The organism is Rickettsiella massiliensis 20B (assembly GCF_000257395.1).
Lineage (GTDB): Bacteria > Pseudomonadota > Gammaproteobacteria > Diplorickettsiales > Diplorickettsiaceae > Diplorickettsia > Diplorickettsia massiliensis.
The window spans coordinates 782082-799631 of the sequence record NZ_AJGC01000001.1; the positions used below are offsets into that span (position 1 = coordinate 782082).

A 17550-nucleotide genomic window follows, 5' to 3' on the forward strand; every position below is an offset into this window, starting at 1 on the left:
CTTAACCAAAACAACTATCTCGAAAATTGTGAATCATACAGATTAGACATCATCCGTCTTTGTTACTTTGTCCACAGACGACACTTAGCAAGAAAGTCAGTGATCTTAGAGAAAAAATATTCGCTCATTCGATTTACGCCTAACAACCCAAGGAATTAATTCAATAACCGCGCACTATTACTAGTTTGCAATCTTTCTTCTAAATCAAGGTCTGTATTCTCCTGATGATGAACATCTGTGGTAACTCTACTAAATAAAAGTGAACCTGAATGAGGCACTGCAGAAACAAGGGCTTCTGGCCTCTTTTGTTCAGAGTGTTGCTCTTCCATCTGCTGCTTGAGCTTTAAATCTAAACTCTTTATCTGTACTTCAATAAGCCATATTTTTGCAATTAAGCCCCTAGCTGATTTTTGGAACTTATCCAAACTTTCCTGCGCAAGATTAACCGACTCTTCATTCTTAATGAAAGTCTGTATATTGCTTTCTATTTCGTCAGCTTTTTCTTTAATCGGCTTGACCTCTGATCTAATCTCTTCAATCGCTTTTAAAAAATTAATCTCTGTTTGGCCTTTTTCCTCAATTCGCTCAATTCGCTCAATTCGCTTAGCTAATTTTTCAATAGTCAGGTCCACTTTTGTTTTTACCTCATCCAGTATCTTTTCAAGTAAATCTTTTTTACTTGCTATTATTTTATTCAGAAAAGAGTGTTCTTGGATTTCTAATTGTCGTCTATGTATAAAAGCACTCGTGGCAATCCCCAATAAAAAAACAGTTGTTAACGTTAAAATAATCCAGGCCGGTGAAAGAAAAGGGATAAAACTCGCTATGAACCCTAAAAATAATAAACCAGAAGGCAATGCAAAAAAATAAACTGCGGTACTTAGAATAAGGAGTAAGTTAAAAACGAGCGCTAAAAAAAATAAACTTCGATAATAATAACGTAATTTACGGTAAGTAGCTCGCATAGTATAGTAATTTCTTCGATAGGACTTTATTTAAATGATTATTTTTATAATACAAATTATTTTTTTTAAAACCTAAAATCAAGTATCCTACTACGAATTATTCAAACCCATTTTCTCTTGTTAGGCTTTATTTATTATCTATAATAGATAGATTTATAGAGTATTGCAAATAGTATTTGTTAGCGAAGTGAAACATAACTGCTAGCTCATCCCATAATTTTTCTCAAAATTTTTATTTCTTTTTATTTAATTCAAGTCCGTTATTTACGTGATTCGTACCCAATCTTTCAATAAACTAAAAATTTGGATTACAGTCATCGAGTAAAATATTATGAATAAAATATAAGTTATTCAAAAATAACTATTTAGCTTTTGATAAATTTCGCTGAGAGGATTATCTAATTGAATACTCTTGATGGGTCAATGATGCTTTTGTGAAAGATAAAGGGTTTCTATTTATTCATGTATAGAAGAAAAATTGATAATAGTCTGTAAGACTAAAACATGCGGTACACACACCGCACTATCATGCTTAGATAATCAAATAGCAAAATTCTACTTTTAAAGCGTATGTATCATAGAAATATTGTTTGAAGATTCCTGGGTAGAATTTTTCTTAATCCTTTGTGGAACCTCTAACATAGAGGATGAAGCTTTTTTCAAAAAGCCTGTAAAGCAAGAAGAGGAAGTAAAAAAAGTTTTAGCCGTTGTAACCTCTTGTAACCAATCGGCAATCATAATTCCCTCTTCTTTTTTGGTTTGCTCTGTGAATCTACGCACTGCAGAAACAGTCAATACGGTTTAGGTTGATACTTTGTCTGCAAATACTTTTCAAAACACGTTCCTGTAAAAAGTATCGCTTTGCAAAAAATAACTCTTAATTAAATAGAATAATTTAAGGGGACGAGTAAAAAATTAGATGATTAGAACCTCAATCCATCTTTATTAATTCTTTTAGAGATTGACTCCATGTGTATTAGGCACTCGGTTTATCGTTAACATGAGAATGACTTATTTTTTTACCGATCAATCATGCCCAGTATTGACTAAATTAAAAAAAGCATCTATTAAGAAATAGATCGTATATAAAAAGTCGGTTTAAACAGCGAAGATTCCCTTCTTCTCTATGGCATTGATATGGTTAACTTTCTCTACCGGCACGCTTGCGCTCGTGTTCTTTTAAATACTTTTTCCGCAATCGTAAATGATGCGGCGTGACTTCGAGCAACTCATCATCTTCCAAGAATTCAAGCGACTGTTCTAATGAAAATAAAATCGGGGGTGTCAGAATCACATTCTCATCTGAACCCGCCGCACGGATATTAGTCAGTTGTTTTCCTTTTACCACATTCACAACCAAATCGTTATCCCGGGCATGAATCCCAACAATCATTCCCTCATACACTTCCGTTTGTGGTCCAATCAATAATTTGCCACGTTCTTGAAGATTAAATAAAGAAAAGGCCGTCGCTTTGCCCGCCTGATTTGAAATCAACACACCGTTACTGCGTTTCGCTAGCGCTCCTTTTTTAGCGGGTCCATAGTGATCAAACACATGATGCATTAAGCCCAACCCAGACGTGGCGGTTAAAAATTCAGTCCGAAAACCAATTAACGCGCGGGTTGGAATTTTATAATCCAAACGAACCCGTCCTTTGCCATCGGAAACCATATCCACTAGTTCACCACGACGACTTCCCATTTTCTCCATAATACTACCTTGATGGACTTCTTCGACATCAATCGTCAACATTTCGTACGGTTCGTGTAATTCGCCATTGACTTCTTTTAGAATCACTTCTGGACGAGAAACCCCGAGTTCAAATCCTTCACGGCGCATCGTCTCAATTAAAATAGAAAGATGAAGTTCACCACGACCGGATACTCGAAAGCGATTTGGATCTTCCGTCGGCTCCACACGCAACGCAACGTTATGTAGTAATTCTTTGTCCAAGCGCTCTTTGATTTGTCGACTAGTAATAAATTTACCATCGAGTCCAGCAAAAGGTGAGTTATTCACTTGAAACGTCATACTCATGGTCGGTTCATCGACCGTCAAACCAGGTAAGGCTTCAACTTGTTCTGGATCACACAGGGTGTCCGAAATATTCAGTTTATCAATTCCCGTAATCGCGACAATATCACCGGCTTCGGCCTGGGGCACTTCAACTCGCTCTAAACCACGATACCCAAGCACCTGTAGAACCCTTTCACGACGCGTTTTACCCTCTTTATCAATTAACACGACCGGCATATTAGTCCGTGCCGTGCCGCGTTGAATACGGCCAATCCCAATGGTCCCAACATAACTCGAGTAATCCAAAGTCGTAATTTGCATTTGGAACGGTCCGTGACAATCGACCGCGGGTGGAGACACTTGACCAATAATCGTTGCAAACAGCGGGGTTAAATCCTCGCTGAGTTGGCTCAAATCCAAGGTAGCGTACCCTTGCAGAGCAGAAGCATAAACAACCGGAAAATCGAGTTGTTCTTCAGTCGCCCCGAGTCGATCAAACAAATCAAACACTTGATTGATCACCCAGTCTGGTCGCGCACTCGGTCGATCGATTTTATTGATCACCACAATCGGCTTGAGATTTTTAGCGAACGCTTTTTGCGTAACAAAACGGGTTTGTGGCATAGGACCATCCACCGCATCCACTAGCAACAAAACGGAATCAACCATCGATAAAATCCGTTCGACTTCGCCTCCAAAATCAGCATGGCCTGGGGTATCGACGATATTAATACGATGCCCTTGCCATTCAATGGAGGTATTTTTCGCTAAAATGGTAATCCCACGCTCTTGTTCTAACGCATTACTATCCATGATGCGCTCTACCGGTGCGGCACGCGTGGATAAGGTACCCGACTGTTGTAAAAGTTTATCGACCAGGGTGGTTTTTCCATGGTCAACGTGGGCAATGATAGCAATGTTACGGATATTTTCGATCATGATGGTAATACGGTCAAATAATGGCCTTCTGCGAGGTTTTGGCCTCAGTGCAGAGAGCGCTGTTCAAAAAGGGGGCATGATAACGCAAAATCAGGCATTTCCGCTAGCGTGTTCTACACTCAAGATAAGGAAGCTTTTCCCGGAGACGACCGATGAGTACACGTTCATCACACTTAACGACCATCGCACAATGGCAAGCTCTGGTCAAGGAGGCCGAAGTAAGCCGTTGCTTAACCTTAAATGAAGAACTCGAAAGTTATCTTGTTTTTCTATTAGCGCAATTTAATCACCGCCCAGATATCGCTAGCCGGCCTTTAGCCACTGAATTCTTAGCCAGCCTTGAAGAAAGTCCTGGGAAACAACGAGAATGTTGGCGGGATGTCGGTGATCAATGTTTGCTCCTCGCCGGTTTATTTCCTGGCCGTGTTGAGAAAAAATGTATCCAGTTGCGTTATTTCATCGATTTAGGCCAACGTGCTTATGTTCAGGTTGCCGATTTATGCCGAACACAGTCTGGGACATTATATCGTGCTTTGAGCGGTGGCTTTGTGAAACTTATGGAAGTATTACAAGCGATTCGTGGGCTCGCCCATCCTGATTCGGGGTTAAGCCCTTTACAAGCCGCTGAACTGTGGACGCAAACACAAAGCAAGCAAGCCTTAGCTATTTTACGACAACACACGCCCTACCCACTGATTATTGGGTCGTCTATAAAACACTAAAGTAAAAATAAATTACAATTTACTCTAAAATAAACACGCTATTAGCTTTTTTCAAAAAATTTAGGTGTTGTCTCCAGCAATCGGTTTTCCAACAGTGTGTCCATTCACTCAAAACAATCTCGTGCAGTGGGTCATCTTTAAAAAAACACGTCATTTTGTCTGTAAATTGCCCTCGCCTGCTCATTTGCACGTTGTAATGACTTGCTCTCATAACAAGAGCTGGTAAGATGACTTCTTATCTCACACGCTGTTTTTTTTACACATTACTTTATGTCTGATTTTACTTCTTCACCCAATACATCGTCTTCGACCACCGATTTTGGGTACGAAACGATCCCGACGGACCAAAAAACAGAACGTGTTGCGGCGGTATTTCGTTCTGTTGCCAAAAAATATGATGTCATGAATGATTTGATGTCCTTAGGCTGGCATCGGGCATGGAAAAAATTCACGTTAGAACTCAGTCATGTTCATACCGGTCAACACGTTCTGGATGTAGCCGGGGGGACCGGTGATTTAACTAAAGCGTTTTCGCGGCGTGTCGGAGCGGAAGGCCAAGTCATTTTACTGGACATTAATGAAGCGATGTTAAATGTTGGACGGGATCGGCTCATTGATGATGGCTGTATTGAAAATGTGCAACTCGTCCAGGCCGATGCGGAGGCATTGCCCTTTGACGATGATCAATTTGATTGCATTACGATTGCCTTTGGTCTACGTAACGTGACTTGCAAAGAAAACGCTTTAAATGCCTTTTATCGAGTGTTAAAACCGGGCGGACAATTATTAATTTTAGAATTTTCTCAACCCATCTTGAAACCGCTGCGCGTACTCTATGATCGCTACTCGTTTTCTGTCTTACCGAAATTAGGGGAATGGATCGCGCGCGATGCAGCCAGCTACCAATATTTAGTTGAATCGATTCGTCGACACCCCAATCAAGACGCATTAAAAGTGCTCATCCAAGATGCGGGATTTGAACAATGTGCTTATCATAATTTAAGCGGTGGGATTGTTGCATTACACCGTGCTTGGAAATTCTAATGATTTTAGATACGCTGTTAACCACACAAGAAATCCTACTCAACCGTTTGTTGCGTATGGATCCCGAAGCATTGGATCGTCTGCCCGCTTTAGCCGGAAAAGTCGTTAAAATCGAATTAAATCGCTGGACTTACTATTGGCAATTCCGTCCCCATGCGATTTGTTTACTCAAAGACTATTCCGGCCCCATCGATCTAGTGCTACGCGGCTCAATCATGGAATTTATGCAATTGGCTTTTCTAAAACCTACCCGAGCATTGACCGCCATTCCGATTGCAGTCACAGGAGATATGGTGTTTGCACAAGCTTTTAAACAGTTTTTTGCTGATTTATCGATTGATTGGGAAGAATTTTTAGCACAGCGCCTCGGCGATACATTGGCTTATCCACTCGCCCAATTTCTAAAAAGCGTTTCCGCCTGGGCGAAACAGAGCGTACAACGTTTCGGTGAAAACATCACCGACTATTTACAAATAGAATCTAATCTACTTGTCTATCCGGAGGAGCTAGAAGATTTTTATGAAGAAATTACGCAATTAAACCACGCCACAGAACATTTACAACGGCGAATACAACATCTACAAGGCGCGCTACGAAAACGATCACCCGTTTAATGCGCTTGACCCAAATTAGCGTTATTTTACTTCGTCATGGTTTGGATGAGTGGCTTTTTTCTTTACGTGTCTTTCATCCTCTTCGTTTTTTATCCTATGCGAATCCTTATCGATTGGGCAATAAAAAATGCGCGCAAGGGGAACGTATTCGCTTAGCCTTAGAAGAACTGGGTCCGATTTTTGTGAAGTTTGGGCAAGCACTCTCGACACGACGTGATCTGATTCCCGAAGCAATTGCCGACGAATTGGCCAAATTACAAGATCGAGTTCCGCCTTTTCCAGGAGAACAAGTCCAAATTAATTATAGAAAAGGCATTCAAACAACCGCTTGATGCGATATTTAGCCATTTTAATTTGACCCCCCTTGCCTCCGCTTCCGTTGCCCAAGTGCATACCGCACAACTCTTAACCGGCGATCCCGTTGTTGTAAAAGTGATTCGGCCACATATTAATAAACGTATTCAACAAGATATCGATCTTCTCTATGCGTTGGCTGAATTAGTCACTCGTTATTGGCCAGGAAGTCATCGGTTTAAGCCTCGAGAAGTGATTGCAGAGTTTAAGCAGCCAGTGCCTCACAATTACGTCGTAATTTCCTGACATCCGATTTACTGTATGTACCAAAAATTTACTGGTCTTATGCAGAAACTCAAGTACTGGTGATGGAACGTATTCACGGGATTCCTATTTCGAATATCCGTGTGCTTAAGGAAAAAGGAATTAATCTAAAAAAATTAGCTGAGCGTGGCGTCGAAATCTTTTTTACGCAGGTGTTTCGTGATTGTTTTTTTCATGCCGATATGCATCCGGGTAACATTTTTGTCTCACCTGAACATAAAGAAAATCCACAATATTTGGGTGTTGATTTTGGCATCATGGGGAGTCTCGATCCCAAAGATCAACGTTACTTAGCTGAAAACTTAATGGCTTTTTTTAAACGCGATTATCGCCGGGTTGCCCAACTCCACGTTGAATCCGGTTGGATAGCGGCCGATACACGAATTAATGAATTTGAAGCGGCGATTCGTACCGTTTGTGAACCTATTTTTGAAAGACCACTCAAAGAAATTTCATTTGGTCAATTATTGTTGCGTTTATTCCAAACTGCCCGCCGTTTTAATATGGAAGTGCAGCCGCAATTGGTTTTATTACAAAAAACCCTCTTTAATGTTGAAGGACTGGGTCGCCAACTTTATCCAGATCTCGATTTATGGAGTACAGCCAAACCTTATCTTGAACAGTGGCTCAAAAAACAACTGGGTCCTCGTGCTTTTTTACGCAAAGTCCGTAACTATGCTCCGTATTGGGCTGAAAAACTTCCAGAAATTCCGGATTTATTTTTTGAAACGTTAGTTCAAGTACAACAAAACAATCGCCTGAGTGCGCAGAAGCAGTTATCAAAAAAAACCGACGCTCACAACGAAACGTCAATCGCTCTGTTCTTCTTTTCTATTACGCCTTGGCCTACTCTGCAGCGTAGGGGCTGGATTCGGTTTTTTAGCAAAGTATTTTTCTTATTTATTAACGGATAAAAATCTATTATTATTAGGCGGTGCCGGACTCAGTTTACTTCTTATTTCGTTATTTTCTGTACGAAAATCTGAGTAAATGCGTACCACAACGTAACAATAAAGGCCTTAAAAAGAAATTAAATTATGGGGCTACAAGCGGATCCTTACTGGTCATCGCTTTGATGACGCTGCTAGTACTCGGTCCAGCACGATTACAAATGCTTGTTAAAACCTTAACAACGGTACTGCAACAACTTCATAAAACGTTTTCGCACTCAGAAAAAAACCAGTCAAACGATAAACCGTCGACCGATCGGTAATGCCTGCAAGCGCTGAGAGAAAAACGATTCACACTCGTTCATTTCTCTATTTTATTACTGAATTACGTAAGCGACTGATTTACTGCCTCCTATTTTTTATTTACCTCTTTTTCAGTTTATTTCCTTTTGCCAATCACCTTTACACCCAATTTACTCAACCACTTTGTCAACAACTGCCCGCAAACAACGCACTGATTGCGACGACCTTGTTGATGCCATTATGGATTCCTTGTCAATTAATTTTTTTTTGCGCTTTTACTCAGCTTACCTTTTTTCTTTTATCAACTTTGGTCATTTGTAAAACCAGCACTATATCCGAATGAAAAATCGATTTTAGCCTGGTTTTTATTACTGAATGGTGGTTTATTTTATAGTGGCATTGGCTTGGGCTATCAATTTATTTTACCTCTGTTTTTTAATCTTTTTATTCACGCAACGCCGGTTCCTGCTCTTTTTTACCGACGATTGAGTCTTATCTTAACTTTACCATATCATTTCTTTTCTTGCTTCGCTTGCTTTTTGACATTCCTTTATGGATGGCCTTACTCGTCAAATTTAAGGGTATGCGTTTACACAGGTTACGGAGTATTCGCCGTTACTATATTATTTTCTCGTTTATTTTAGCAATGTTATTGACACCCCCGGATGTCTTGTGCCAAATTCTTCTTGCAGTTCCACTTTGTTTATTTTTTGAAATAGGATTAATCCTGTGTCGATATCTCGCCACTCCACAGAATACCCTTCAAACTCCAAAAAGAAATGGGTATTAATTGCTGAAGATGAAGTCATTAGTACGCATATTCTCGCTTCCTATTTAGATGAAATGGGCTATCCTTATCGTGTTGCGTCCGACGGACAAGCGGCATTCACTTATTTGCAGCATTATCCCAATCAATTTTTTGTCGTACTCGCCGATAGAATCATGCCTAAAATGCATGGCTTAACCCTTTTACAAAAAATGAGAGCAACAAAAACTTTGGCGCAGATTCCATTGATTTTATTAACTGGAGAGGCCAACCAAGAAGAACATTATGCTGCACTACGCCAAGGAGTCTACGAGTTTATTTATAAACCGATTAGCAAAGAGTTACTCATGGCCTTATTAAAAAAGATACAAAAAAGTGTTAAATAAAAAATGTATTCTTTTCTCACTATTTTTTATGATTTTCAATAAAACTAAAAAAGACTTCTGCTTTCAAGCAAATAAATAACGTAATGAAATTTCAAGATTATGCGTCGTTAAGTTTCCAAAATGAACGGCTTTAATGACTTGATTAACTCTATTTGTATCTTCTGGTTGTATTTGATTTTTATTATATAGAAAAAATTGTGGCTTTGTACTCTGTAGCGGACCAAGATAAGTATAAGTATAGCCAAAATTAACTATCAGATTTTCATTTACTAGAAAATCTAAACCTAAACCTAAACCCATTTGAAACGCTAAAGAAACTTGTCTGGATATGGGCATCCAAAATTCAACTATTTCATTATCTATTGATCCCGACTCGACTGTTGCAGGACTCATTGTATTCCAAGAGAGGCCTACTCCTGTTTTAAGAAATGCATTAAATTGATTTAATATTAGCAAACAAGGTATCCTGATAAAAAATAGGTTTAAATTTTAAGCTAAGGATATTCATTACATCAACATGCATCGCTGTCGATTCTTTTTTAAAGTTGGTCTTCTGATAACTTAACCCGATACTTATACCGGGGAAAAAATTAGCGCTGTTGCAAGTGGGTAGCCAAGAATAACCAAAACCTATTGCAAAATTTTGCGGTAAAAATTTTTCTTTATCTGCCGACTTAATATTAAAAAAAATCTGCTTTGTTGGATCGGCTGGGAGGGGAATAATAGCTTTTTCCGAACCAAAATGAGATGAAAATGCGGCGCCGAGGCTCAAGTCAGTATAAAAACTAGCGCGCATACAACAAGAATAAGCAGGCATTCGCCCGGGGCAATCCTATCCTGACTTCAAATTAGATTGAGAAAAAGCAGTATCAATATAAAATAAGCAGAGAAATAACAGCATTATTTTCTTGATTTGTTTTTTCATTTCATCCTCCTTAATGATATTACTACTTTACTATCATAGCTTTTGCTTAATTTTTTAGAGTATGTGAAGCGATATCACTCTCTATAAAATAATATGTATATTATAAAATCCAAAATTTCTATTAAATTAAAAAAACAATTCTAATCAATATTTTTTAATATTTTATAAAAAAATATATTTAAATAAGATAATCAAAAAGGTGGTGAGAAACAAGAATCAGGAAATAAATTTTAGTGAGTTACTTGATCCGATTTCCTGAGAGAGAATAAATTTAAAAGCTATTTTTAATAATTCCACAAACAAGCATTTAGATAGATAACAATGATCATTACTCTACGGTAACGGATTTTGCTAAATTACGCGGTTGATCGACATCGGTTCCTTTAAGAACCGCGACATGGTAAGCGAGTAATTGCAACGGGATTGTAAACAAAATGGGGCTTAGGTGATCACTCGTTTTCGGTAAATTCAACAACGTAATATTTTCAGTCGGTTTGATTGCCAAATTTTCTTCTTGCGTAAAAATAATGAGTTCTCCACCCCGCGCACGGACTTCTTCAATATTAGAAAGTAACTTGTTTAACAGCGCATTCGCTGGAACCAAAACAATAACGGGCATCGTTTTATCAATCAATGCTAAAGGACCATGTTTTAATTCCCCGGCTGGATACGCTTCCGCATGAATATAAGAGATCTCCTTGAGTTTCAGTGCACCTTCTAAGGCAATCGGGTAATGTATTCCGCGCGCGATAAACAAAGCATTCGTTTTCTCAGCAAAACGCTTCGCTATCAATTTGACTGGTTTATCTAACGCTAAAACCATTTCAAGCCAACTTGGCAACGTTCGCAGTTCACGTGCCCACTGCTCATTATCTTGCGCCGCCCAACCTTGATGACGTCCTAAAAAAGCAGTGAGCAAAAGTAATGCGGTTAATTGGGTCGTAAATGCTTTCGTCGAAGCCACTCCAATTTCAGGTCCAGCGCGAGTTAATAAGACATAATCGGATTCACGAACCAACGTACTTTCAGGAACATTACAAATCGCTAACGTCGCCGCATACTTTTTTAACTTTGCTTGACGCAGCGCCTCGAGCGTATCCGCTGTTTCACCCGATTGTGATAACGTCACAATACGTATTGGGTTCCACTAAAATAGTTTGATAACGAAATTCGCTTGCAACTTCTACACGGCAGGGAATACCCACTTCACTCTCTAACCAATGACGCGCAACCAGCCCCGCATGATAACTTGTCCCACACGCGACAATATGGACACGTCGGATGGTATGGAGTCGTTCATTCGCTTGAAAACCACAGAGTGTATCGATCACCTGATTATCGAGAATCCGACCTTCTAACGAGGCGTGAATCGCTTCAGACTGCTCAAAAATCTCTTTTTGCATGAAATGCCGATAACCACCTTTACTGATCAGTTCACTGGCCAGTGTTGAGTAATGTGCCGAACGCTCGATTCGCTGACGTTTTGCATTATAGAAATGCACTGCTTCGGCAAAGATCTCCGCGACCTCACCTTCATTTAAATAAATAAACTGTTGTGTCACAGGGAGGAGTGCTAGATGATCCGAGGCAACAAAATTTTCGCCCAAGCCTAAACCGACTACGAGCGGACTCCCTCGACGCACAGCGATCAGGCGCGGCGTTTCTCCTTGGCAACGATATAAAAACACCAAAGCAAAGGCCCCACGGAGTTGTTCAATCGTTGCAAAAACGGCTGCTAAAAAATCTTGGCCTTGCTTCAATTGTTGATCAAGAAGATGAGCGATAATTTCAGTATCGGTTTCTGACTCGAACGTGTAGCCAGCGCTTAAGAGTGTCTGACGAAGGGTCGTGTAATTCTCAATAATACCATTATGCACCAACGCCACATCACGGCCTGACATATGCGGATGAGCGTTCTGTTCACTCGGCTTGCCATGCGTCGCCCAACGCGTGTGTGCGATACCAATTAATCCGGAGAGATCTTTCGGTAAGCTTTTTTCCAGAACGGCCACTTTCCCCACCCGACGATAACGGCGAATATGCTGTTGATCGTCGAGAAGCGCCACTCCGGCTGAATCATAGCCACGGTATTCCAGCCGTTTTAATCCTTCAATCAAAATCGGAATCACGTTACGTTGCGCAATAGCGGCGACAATTCCACACATAATAAACCTCTTGTTTCAAAGCGTGTACGATCTTAATATACCTCGTTTATTGTGGTTTATATAGGGAAATAACCGTGTTTTTATTCAGCTTTGCCGTTATGTTTGAAGCGGGTCAACGAAAATTTTTTATCTTCTACGCGCTTAGAGAGCGGGTCAATCAAACTCAAATGGATGCGATGACATGTCGATAAATCTAAAAAAGGACAGCATAAAAAAAGGAATTCACTCAGTTTTACAATCCATTAAACAAACCATACAGTGTATTGGCTTGCCTTTTATTTGTACCGATCGTGCTTTGGATTTATGTCAAGACTGCGCACAATATCTCCCTTGGCTCAAGCATGGATGCCGCTCTTGTGCCATACCTCTACTCAATTCAACCGCTACGGTTTGCGGCCGCTGCTTAAAACAGCCTTTTCCTTTTTATAAGGTTTGTGTCCTTTTTTCGTATACGACGGTAATACAACGCTTAATTGTCGGATTAAAATTTCATGGTCACTTGTTGTATGCCGAAATTTTAGGTCAATTACTCGCAGAAAGTATAAAAATGGATTATCAAGGGCAAGACTGGCCACAAATCCTCATTCCCGTACCACTACACACGCAGCGTCTTCGTGAACGCGGCTTTAATCAAGCGATGGAATTGGCAAGACCGCTACAGAGAATTTTAAATATAAAAATAGATTATAAAAGCTGTACCCGCATTCGATCTACTTTAGCGCAAAGCACATTGTCCGCGCCGCAACGCATTGCGAATCTAAAGAATGCTTTTCAAGTAAAATTAGCTAGGAAATATGAACATGTCGCGTTACTCGATGACGTCATGACAACGGGTCAAACCGTCATCGAGCTTGGTCGCTTACTTTATCAGCTTGGGGTTAAAAGAGTTGATGTATGGTGTTGTGCACGCACTCATTTAGGCTCTCTTACCCAAATCTAGATTTTTTTGAACGGGAGCTGTTTAATATTGCTCTTCGCGTTCACGATGACGATGTCCACCGCCATTTGAACCGCCGCCCATTCCACCGCCAGAACGTCGACGATGTCCGCCACCGCCCATTCCACCGCCCATTCCACCGCCAGAACCACCTCGGCTACCGCCCCGGCTGCCGCCACCATTTGAATCAGGTGGGTTTGCTTCAGAAACGGTGATTGTTCTTCTTTCATGGATACTACCATGCAAACGCTCAATCGCTTCTTTTGCCTCTTCAGGAGTTTCCATCTCAACAAAACCAAAACCTTTGCTACGGCCACTATGGAAGTCTCGAATGACTTTAACAAATTTCACTTCACCGTAGGGTGTAAAAAGTTCTCTTAAGCCGTCATCATCGACGCTATAGCTTAAGCCACCTACATACAATCTTTTATTCACGCAAAACCTCCAAAAGGCTAAAAAAGGCCACCTTCTAAGTGTACATTACACGCACATCTCACTGAACTGTGGCAAAGATAAACTGAACGCCCCCATAGTAACACAGGAGCTGCCATGAGGATATATGGAATATAAAGTGGGAGGGGACTTGCCAAGCCTAGGTTGGCAAGCCCTAAGAAGCCGTTTAAAACTACTCAGAAAATTAAGGCCTAACCCGAATTTTCTAAAAAACTACGTAGCATCCAAGCATTTTTCTCATGCACTTCCATCCTTTCAGAAAGCAAATCGACCGTCACTTGGTCTTCTGTTTCCTCAATTTTCGGCAAAAGCTTACGCGCCAAACGGATAATCACCTCATGATCACTGAATAACTGACTGATCATTTCTTTTGCTTTTGGCGGCTCAACACCGACCGCCTCTTGGATCTGGCTGCGTGTACTAAAATCTTGCTGGTGTTTCAAATAAACTAATGTAATGGCTGAAACATAGCACCGACGACATTCCAGTGAAAATTATGTGTTTTTAAATAAAGAACATAGTTATTGGCAAGCAAAGTAATCAACCCCTCTGCGGCCATTTTTCTTTTTGCTTCAGTTAATCCAGTATCAAGTATTTCTTTCATTGGGTTACTCCTCTTTTTATGAGACATGCTTTGCTTGATTCGCTATCTTCTTTTTATTCAGATCCGGATTCGGTTTATCCGCTAAGCTATTTTTTGCATCTATATCTAGATTTTTATCCAGATCCTTCTCTAAATCTTCATCTAAGTCTTCGTCCACATCTCCGTCTAGATCGTCATCCAATACATCCTGAGCATTTAATTGGTTCTTCTTCTCATTCTGCACAATCAAATAGTTTCGTCGCTGCAAATACGCATTACGTTGAAACGTATAATCATCAAAAGAAACCTGTTTCAAGGGTTTGCTCAAAATCCAATAATTGGACGCGTGTAACCCGTTGCGCCAACCCAAATCATGCACATAAGGGTAGACCGAAAGAATACCGTAGTTAATCGGCCAAGAGACGGCATCTCTTACTGTACGTGGCCCAAGAATTGGGAGAACCAAATAAGAAGAAGACTTATAACCCCACTTTGCCAGAGTTAAACCAAAGTCTTGTGAACGCATGGGTAAATTCGCTTTACTCGCCACATCAATGAAACCACCTATCCCCAACGTGGTATTGATCACAAAGCGACAGGTATCGGTTACCGCATGATGCAAATCGCCTTGTAATAAATCATTGAGCACCGTGGGAATTTGCTCTAAATTCATAAAAAAATTATTAATACCATGCGTAATCGGCCAAGGAACTAAGGTTTTATAAATTTTTGCCACCGGCTTAAAGAAAATTTTATCCAACGTTTGGTTAAAACGAAACATATGCCGGTTATAGGATTCATAAGGGTCCTCTTGAATTGACTGTGCAAAACCTGGACTCATCCCTGTTAATAGAAACAATAAACCAGCGACCCGACCCAACATAAAATCCCCTATGGCGTTAATATTAATGTTTTAGCTTATCGCTTCCAAATATTTTTCAGCATCCAACGCCGCCATACAACCCGTTCCCGCAGAAGTAATGGCTTGGCGATACACTGAATCGGCGACATCTCCCGCTGCAAAAACCCCAGCAACGCTGGTCGCCGTCGCATTACCGCAATGTCCTCCTTTGACACGAATGTAGCCTTTTTCCATCGCCAATTGTCCTTCAAAAAGCTGTGTATTGGGGGTATGCCCAATAGCAATAAACACGCCATGAACTTATGACTTTGCCCCGTTTTCAATCCGCTAAACCGTTAACACCTTGATCATCCCCTAAAATCGTTTCCACCACACTGTCGAGGATCAACGAAATTTTTCCTGTCGCTTGCCGTGCTTTAAGCTTATCAATTTGTATTTTTTCAGCACGAAAAGAATCACGGCGATGAATCAACGTAACATGTTCAGCAATATTTGCCAAATAAAGCGCTTCTTCGACAGCGGTATTTCCACCACCGACCACAGCAACGCGTTGCCCACGATAAAAAAAACCATCGCACGTCGCGCACGCAGAAACCCCTCTGCCCATAAAAGCCTTTTCGGATTCTAAGCCCAAGTATTTAGCAGAGGCCCCCGTCGCAATAATCAAAGCCTGACTATGATACGTTCCTTGATCCCCTTTTAAAAGAAAGGGCCTGTGCGATAAATCAACCTGATGAATATGATCCAAAATAACATTCGTTTGAAAACGCGCGGCATGATTAAGCATACGTTCCATTAATATCGGCCCTTGTAAACCCTCCACATCACCTGGCCAGTTATCAACTTCGGTTGTGGTTATTAATTGGCCGCCTTGTTGCATCCCGGTAATCAATACCGGTTTAAGATTCGCGCGCGCAGCATAAATAGCCGCGGAGTATCCGGCGGGACCTGAACCTAAAATCATTACACGATGTATTTGCGTTTTATTCATACTGATTCACTTTAGAGTAAAAACCTGGATAATAAAAATGTTATTATAATAAAAAGAGAGCAAATATGGGTTTGCTATTTTTAAACAAGAAAACACACCTTAACGGCTGATACGTAACATACATTATATGCAACGCATGCTTAACTGTTTTTTTGTCACTTCCACTCGTTTATATAAAAACAGAATTGTCCGTTGGATGGACTCTAGTATAACAATAGAATACTGAACATGGCACGTTAAAACATAAAATGATGACTCAATCTGAGAGAGACACCTGAATGAAACGACAGACTAAACTTGACGAAACCGCCTCCTTAACCCTAAAACAACGATTACGAGAAGGGTTACTGATCACCAGTTCGGCATTTGCCCTTTTTTACTGCTCGCGTTCTGGACATACGATCCCCATGACACCGTCACTCATTCAGCTAATATCGCGGGTCATTTTGGGGATACCTTAGCGCATCGTTTTTTCACCGCGATCGGTTCTTTAGCGTATTTATTTCCTGTGCTGTTATTTTACGGTGGCTGGCAAGGATTTAAAGGTCGTCCCTTGCAACCACAAGGAAGCTATACGTTTATTTTACTGCGCTTATTTGCCTTTTTGATCGTCTTTGTCGCCGCCTGTGGTTTAGCGAATTTATACAGTACACAGGTCATTCATGGTTATACACCGGGTGGGCAATTAGGCAGTCTAGTAACTAATAATTTTGTTACACAATTCAATCGTATTGGCAGTACACTCTTTTTATGTGCGCTGTTATTAGCTAGCATTACTCTGGCTACTGGGTTTTCCTGGGTGAATAGCTTAAATCGTATTGGTCAGTATTTGCGGTCAGTTATTAGCAGAACCAAAGCGCATATCCATTCATTTCTAGAGCAACTTAAGAAAAAAAGAGCGGAACAAAAACAAAAAATAGCGCCGATTATTATGGCCAATAAAACAAATCGGGCCACCTCTGAAGTGGTGCGCAAAACAACACCGACTTTTTGCCCCTCCCCCGATGGCGCCTATCCCGAAAAAAGTATCGCGTGCCGAGTTACCCGAACTGAATTTACTTGAAAGACCAGAAGCCTCTGGCAAAGAAGGTTATTCTCGTGAAGAGCTCGAGCAATTATCACGCGAAGTCGAACTACGTCTAAAAGATTTTGGTATTCAAGTTGAAGTCGTGGCCGTTCATCCCGGCCCGGTGGTGACTCGTTTTGAAATGCAACCGGCTGCAGGAATTAAAGTCAGTCGTATTACTGGATTAGCAAAAGATTTAGCACGTTCTTTATCCGTAATCAGTGTACGAATTGTCGAAGTGATCCCTGGAAAATCAGTCGTAGGATTAGAAGTCCCCAATAAACATCGTGAAATCGTTCGTTTA

General features: G+C 40.6%; 19 protein-coding genes and 5 pseudogenes. 12 read left to right on the forward strand and 12 right to left on the reverse strand.

What is annotated here, in order from left to right:
• Positions 1-155: 155 nt before the first annotated feature.
• The 3 genes from S3O_RS0104620 to typA all read right to left on the reverse strand — a co-directional run bounded on the left by S3O_RS0104620 (position 156) and on the right by typA (position 3921).
• Positions 156-857, reverse strand: coding sequence for a hypothetical protein (locus S3O_RS0104620; RefSeq protein WP_156792747.1), 702 nt, complete (start codon positions 855-857; stop codon positions 156-158).
• A gap of 669 nt (positions 858-1526) precedes the next feature.
• Entirely contained in the window at positions 1527-1745 is a 219-nt protein-coding gene (locus tag S3O_RS0104625; protein ID WP_029463655.1) for a hypothetical protein, read from the reverse strand.
• 361 nt (positions 1746-2106) lie between these two features.
• Positions 2107-3921 (reverse strand): translational GTPase TypA, encoded by a 1815-nt coding sequence (gene typA, locus S3O_RS0104630; protein WP_010597907.1) that lies wholly within the window; start codon positions 3919-3921, stop codon positions 2107-2109.
• 152 nt (positions 3922-4073) lie between these two features.
• Here typA and S3O_RS0104635 point away from each other — a divergent pair, with 152 nt between their 5' ends.
• The 8 genes and pseudogenes from S3O_RS0104635 (at position 4074) to S3O_RS0104665 (ending at position 9264) form a co-directional block, all read left to right on the forward strand.
• Positions 4074-4643 (forward strand): hypothetical protein, encoded by a 570-nt coding sequence (locus S3O_RS0104635; protein WP_010597908.1) that lies wholly within the window; start codon positions 4074-4076, stop codon positions 4641-4643.
• A 270-nt stretch (positions 4644-4913) separates the two neighbouring features.
• A complete protein-coding gene (gene ubiE, locus S3O_RS0104640; RefSeq protein WP_010597909.1) occupies positions 4914-5687 on the forward strand; it encodes a bifunctional demethylmenaquinone methyltransferase/2-methoxy-6-polyprenyl-1,4-benzoquinol methylase UbiE in 774 nt (257 codons plus the stop codon).
• Positions 5687-6301 carry a ubiquinone biosynthesis accessory factor UbiJ gene (locus S3O_RS0104645; RefSeq protein ID WP_010597910.1) on the forward strand — a complete coding sequence of 205 codons (615 nt, stop codon included), beginning with the start codon at positions 5687-5689 and terminating at the stop codon, positions 6299-6301. Before ubiE ends, S3O_RS0104645 begins: the two co-directional genes overlap by 1 nt.
• Positions 6301-7833: pseudogene (gene ubiB / locus S3O_RS16380) on the forward strand (ubiquinone biosynthesis regulatory protein kinase UbiB). Before S3O_RS0104645 ends, ubiB begins: the two are co-directional and overlap by 1 nt.
• A gap of 20 nt (positions 7834-7853) precedes the next feature.
• Complete coding sequence (locus tag S3O_RS0104655; protein ID WP_010597914.1) at positions 7854-8132, forward strand: Sec-independent protein translocase family protein; 279 nt, start codon at positions 7854-7856, stop codon at positions 8130-8132.
• A pseudogene (locus S3O_RS0104660) lies at positions 8132-8513 on the forward strand (twin-arginine translocase subunit TatC); the annotation flags it as partial. The gene S3O_RS0104655 and the pseudogene S3O_RS0104660, both read left to right, overlap by 1 nt.
• Positions 8514-8590: 77 nt before the next feature.
• Positions 8591-8902 (forward strand): annotated as a pseudogene (locus S3O_RS20370) (twin-arginine translocase subunit TatC); the annotation flags it as partial.
• The gene (locus S3O_RS0104665) at positions 8842-9264 is read left to right on the forward strand and encodes a response regulator (RefSeq protein ID WP_010597916.1); all 423 of its coding nucleotides are present in this window, start codon (positions 8842-8844) and stop codon (positions 9262-9264) included. The pseudogene S3O_RS20370 and the gene S3O_RS0104665, both read left to right, overlap by 61 nt.
• 63 nt (positions 9265-9327) lie before the next feature.
• On the opposite strand, the gene S3O_RS0104670 is transcribed toward S3O_RS0104665, so the two are convergent.
• The 4 genes from S3O_RS0104670 to glmS all read right to left on the reverse strand — a co-directional run bounded on the left by S3O_RS0104670 (position 9328) and on the right by glmS (position 12354).
• Entirely contained in the window at positions 9328-9657 is a 330-nt protein-coding gene (locus S3O_RS0104670; protein WP_029463656.1) for a hypothetical protein, read from the reverse strand.
• Positions 9658-9697: 40 nt separating this feature from the next.
• Positions 9698-10081, reverse strand: coding sequence for a hypothetical protein (locus S3O_RS0104675; RefSeq protein WP_029463657.1), 384 nt, complete (start codon positions 10079-10081; stop codon positions 9698-9700).
• Between the two features lie 436 nt (positions 10082-10517).
• A complete protein-coding gene (locus tag S3O_RS20655; protein ID WP_010597919.1) occupies positions 10518-11318 on the reverse strand; it encodes an SIS domain-containing protein in 801 nt (266 codons plus the stop codon).
• Positions 11296-12354, reverse strand: a complete 1059-nt coding sequence (gene glmS, locus S3O_RS20660) for a glutamine--fructose-6-phosphate transaminase (isomerizing) (protein ID WP_010597920.1) — start codon at positions 12352-12354, stop codon at positions 11296-11298. Before glmS ends, S3O_RS20655 begins: the two co-directional genes overlap by 23 nt.
• 181 nt (positions 12355-12535) lie before the next feature.
• Here glmS and S3O_RS0104685 point away from each other — a divergent pair, with 181 nt between their 5' ends.
• Positions 12536-13294: a ComF family protein gene (locus S3O_RS0104685; protein ID WP_010597921.1), complete on the forward strand. Its 759-nt coding sequence runs from the start codon at positions 12536-12538 to the stop codon at positions 13292-13294.
• 21 nt (positions 13295-13315) lie between these two features.
• Here S3O_RS0104685 and S3O_RS0104690 read toward each other — a convergent pair whose 3' ends face one another.
• From S3O_RS0104690 to trxB, 5 genes and pseudogenes are all read right to left on the reverse strand, one after another.
• On the reverse strand, positions 13316-13726 hold the full coding sequence (locus tag S3O_RS0104690) for an RNA recognition motif domain-containing protein (RefSeq protein WP_029463658.1): 411 nt from the start codon (positions 13724-13726) through the stop codon (positions 13316-13318).
• A gap of 209 nt (positions 13727-13935) precedes the next feature.
• Positions 13936-14187, reverse strand: coding sequence for a Dps family protein (locus S3O_RS18755; RefSeq protein WP_010597923.1), 252 nt, complete (start codon positions 14185-14187; stop codon positions 13936-13938).
• 5 nt (positions 14188-14192) lie between these two features.
• On the reverse strand, positions 14193-14348 hold the full coding sequence (locus S3O_RS18760; protein WP_010597924.1) for a DNA-binding ferritin-like protein: 156 nt from the start codon (positions 14346-14348) through the stop codon (positions 14193-14195).
• 16 nt (positions 14349-14364) lie between these two features.
• A complete protein-coding gene (locus S3O_RS11440; protein WP_010597925.1) occupies positions 14365-15210 on the reverse strand; it encodes an MlaA family lipoprotein in 846 nt (281 codons plus the stop codon).
• A 30-nt stretch (positions 15211-15240) separates the two neighbouring features.
• A pseudogene (trxB, locus tag S3O_RS13835) lies at positions 15241-16180 on the reverse strand (thioredoxin-disulfide reductase).
• A 278-nt stretch (positions 16181-16458) separates the two neighbouring features.
• Here trxB and S3O_RS18765 point away from each other — a divergent pair.
• The 3 genes and pseudogenes from S3O_RS18765 to S3O_RS20100 all read left to right on the forward strand — a co-directional run.
• Positions 16459-16641, forward strand: a complete 183-nt coding sequence (locus S3O_RS18765) for a hypothetical protein (RefSeq protein WP_010597928.1) — start codon at positions 16459-16461, stop codon at positions 16639-16641.
• The gene (locus tag S3O_RS16395) at positions 16614-17243 is read left to right on the forward strand and encodes a DNA translocase FtsK 4TM domain-containing protein (protein WP_328264341.1); all 630 of its coding nucleotides are present in this window, start codon (positions 16614-16616) and stop codon (positions 17241-17243) included. Before S3O_RS18765 ends, S3O_RS16395 begins: the two co-directional genes overlap by 28 nt.
• Positions 17185-17466, forward strand: a pseudogene (locus S3O_RS20100) (DNA translocase FtsK); the annotation flags it as partial. The gene S3O_RS16395 and the pseudogene S3O_RS20100, both read left to right, overlap by 59 nt.
• Positions 17467-17550 lie beyond the last annotated feature (84 nt).

Coding starts and splice junctions, on each gene's coding strand:
- S3O_RS11440 (WP_010597925.1), bottom strand. CDS start 15,210: ATGTTGGGTCGGGTCGCTGGTTTATTGTTTCTATTAACAGGGATGAGT.
- S3O_RS0104635 (WP_010597908.1), top strand. CDS start 4,074: ATGAGTACACGTTCATCACACTTAACGACCATCGCACAATGGCAAGCT.
- S3O_RS18765 (WP_010597928.1), top strand. CDS start 16,459: ATGAAACGACAGACTAAACTTGACGAAACCGCCTCCTTAACCCTAAAA.
- S3O_RS0104670 (WP_029463656.1), bottom strand. CDS start 9,657: ATGAGTCCTGCAACAGTCGAGTCGGGATCAATAGATAATGAAATAGTT.
- S3O_RS18760 (WP_010597924.1), bottom strand. CDS start 14,348: ATGAAAGAAATACTTGATACTGGATTAACTGAAGCAAAAAGAAAAATG.
- ubiE (WP_010597909.1), top strand. CDS start 4,914: ATGTCTGATTTTACTTCTTCACCCAATACATCGTCTTCGACCACCGAT.
- S3O_RS0104675 (WP_029463657.1), bottom strand. CDS start 10,081: ATGCCTGCTTATTCTTGTTGTATGCGCGCTAGTTTTTATACTGACTTG.
- S3O_RS0104685 (WP_010597921.1), top strand. CDS start 12,536: ATGTCGATAAATCTAAAAAAGGACAGCATAAAAAAAGGAATTCACTCA.
- typA (WP_010597907.1), bottom strand. CDS start 3,921: ATGATCGAAAATATCCGTAACATTGCTATCATTGCCCACGTTGACCAT.
- glmS (WP_010597920.1), bottom strand. CDS start 12,354: ATGTGTGGAATTGTCGCCGCTATTGCGCAACGTAACGTGATTCCGATT.
- S3O_RS0104645 (WP_010597910.1), top strand. CDS start 5,687: ATGATTTTAGATACGCTGTTAACCACACAAGAAATCCTACTCAACCGT.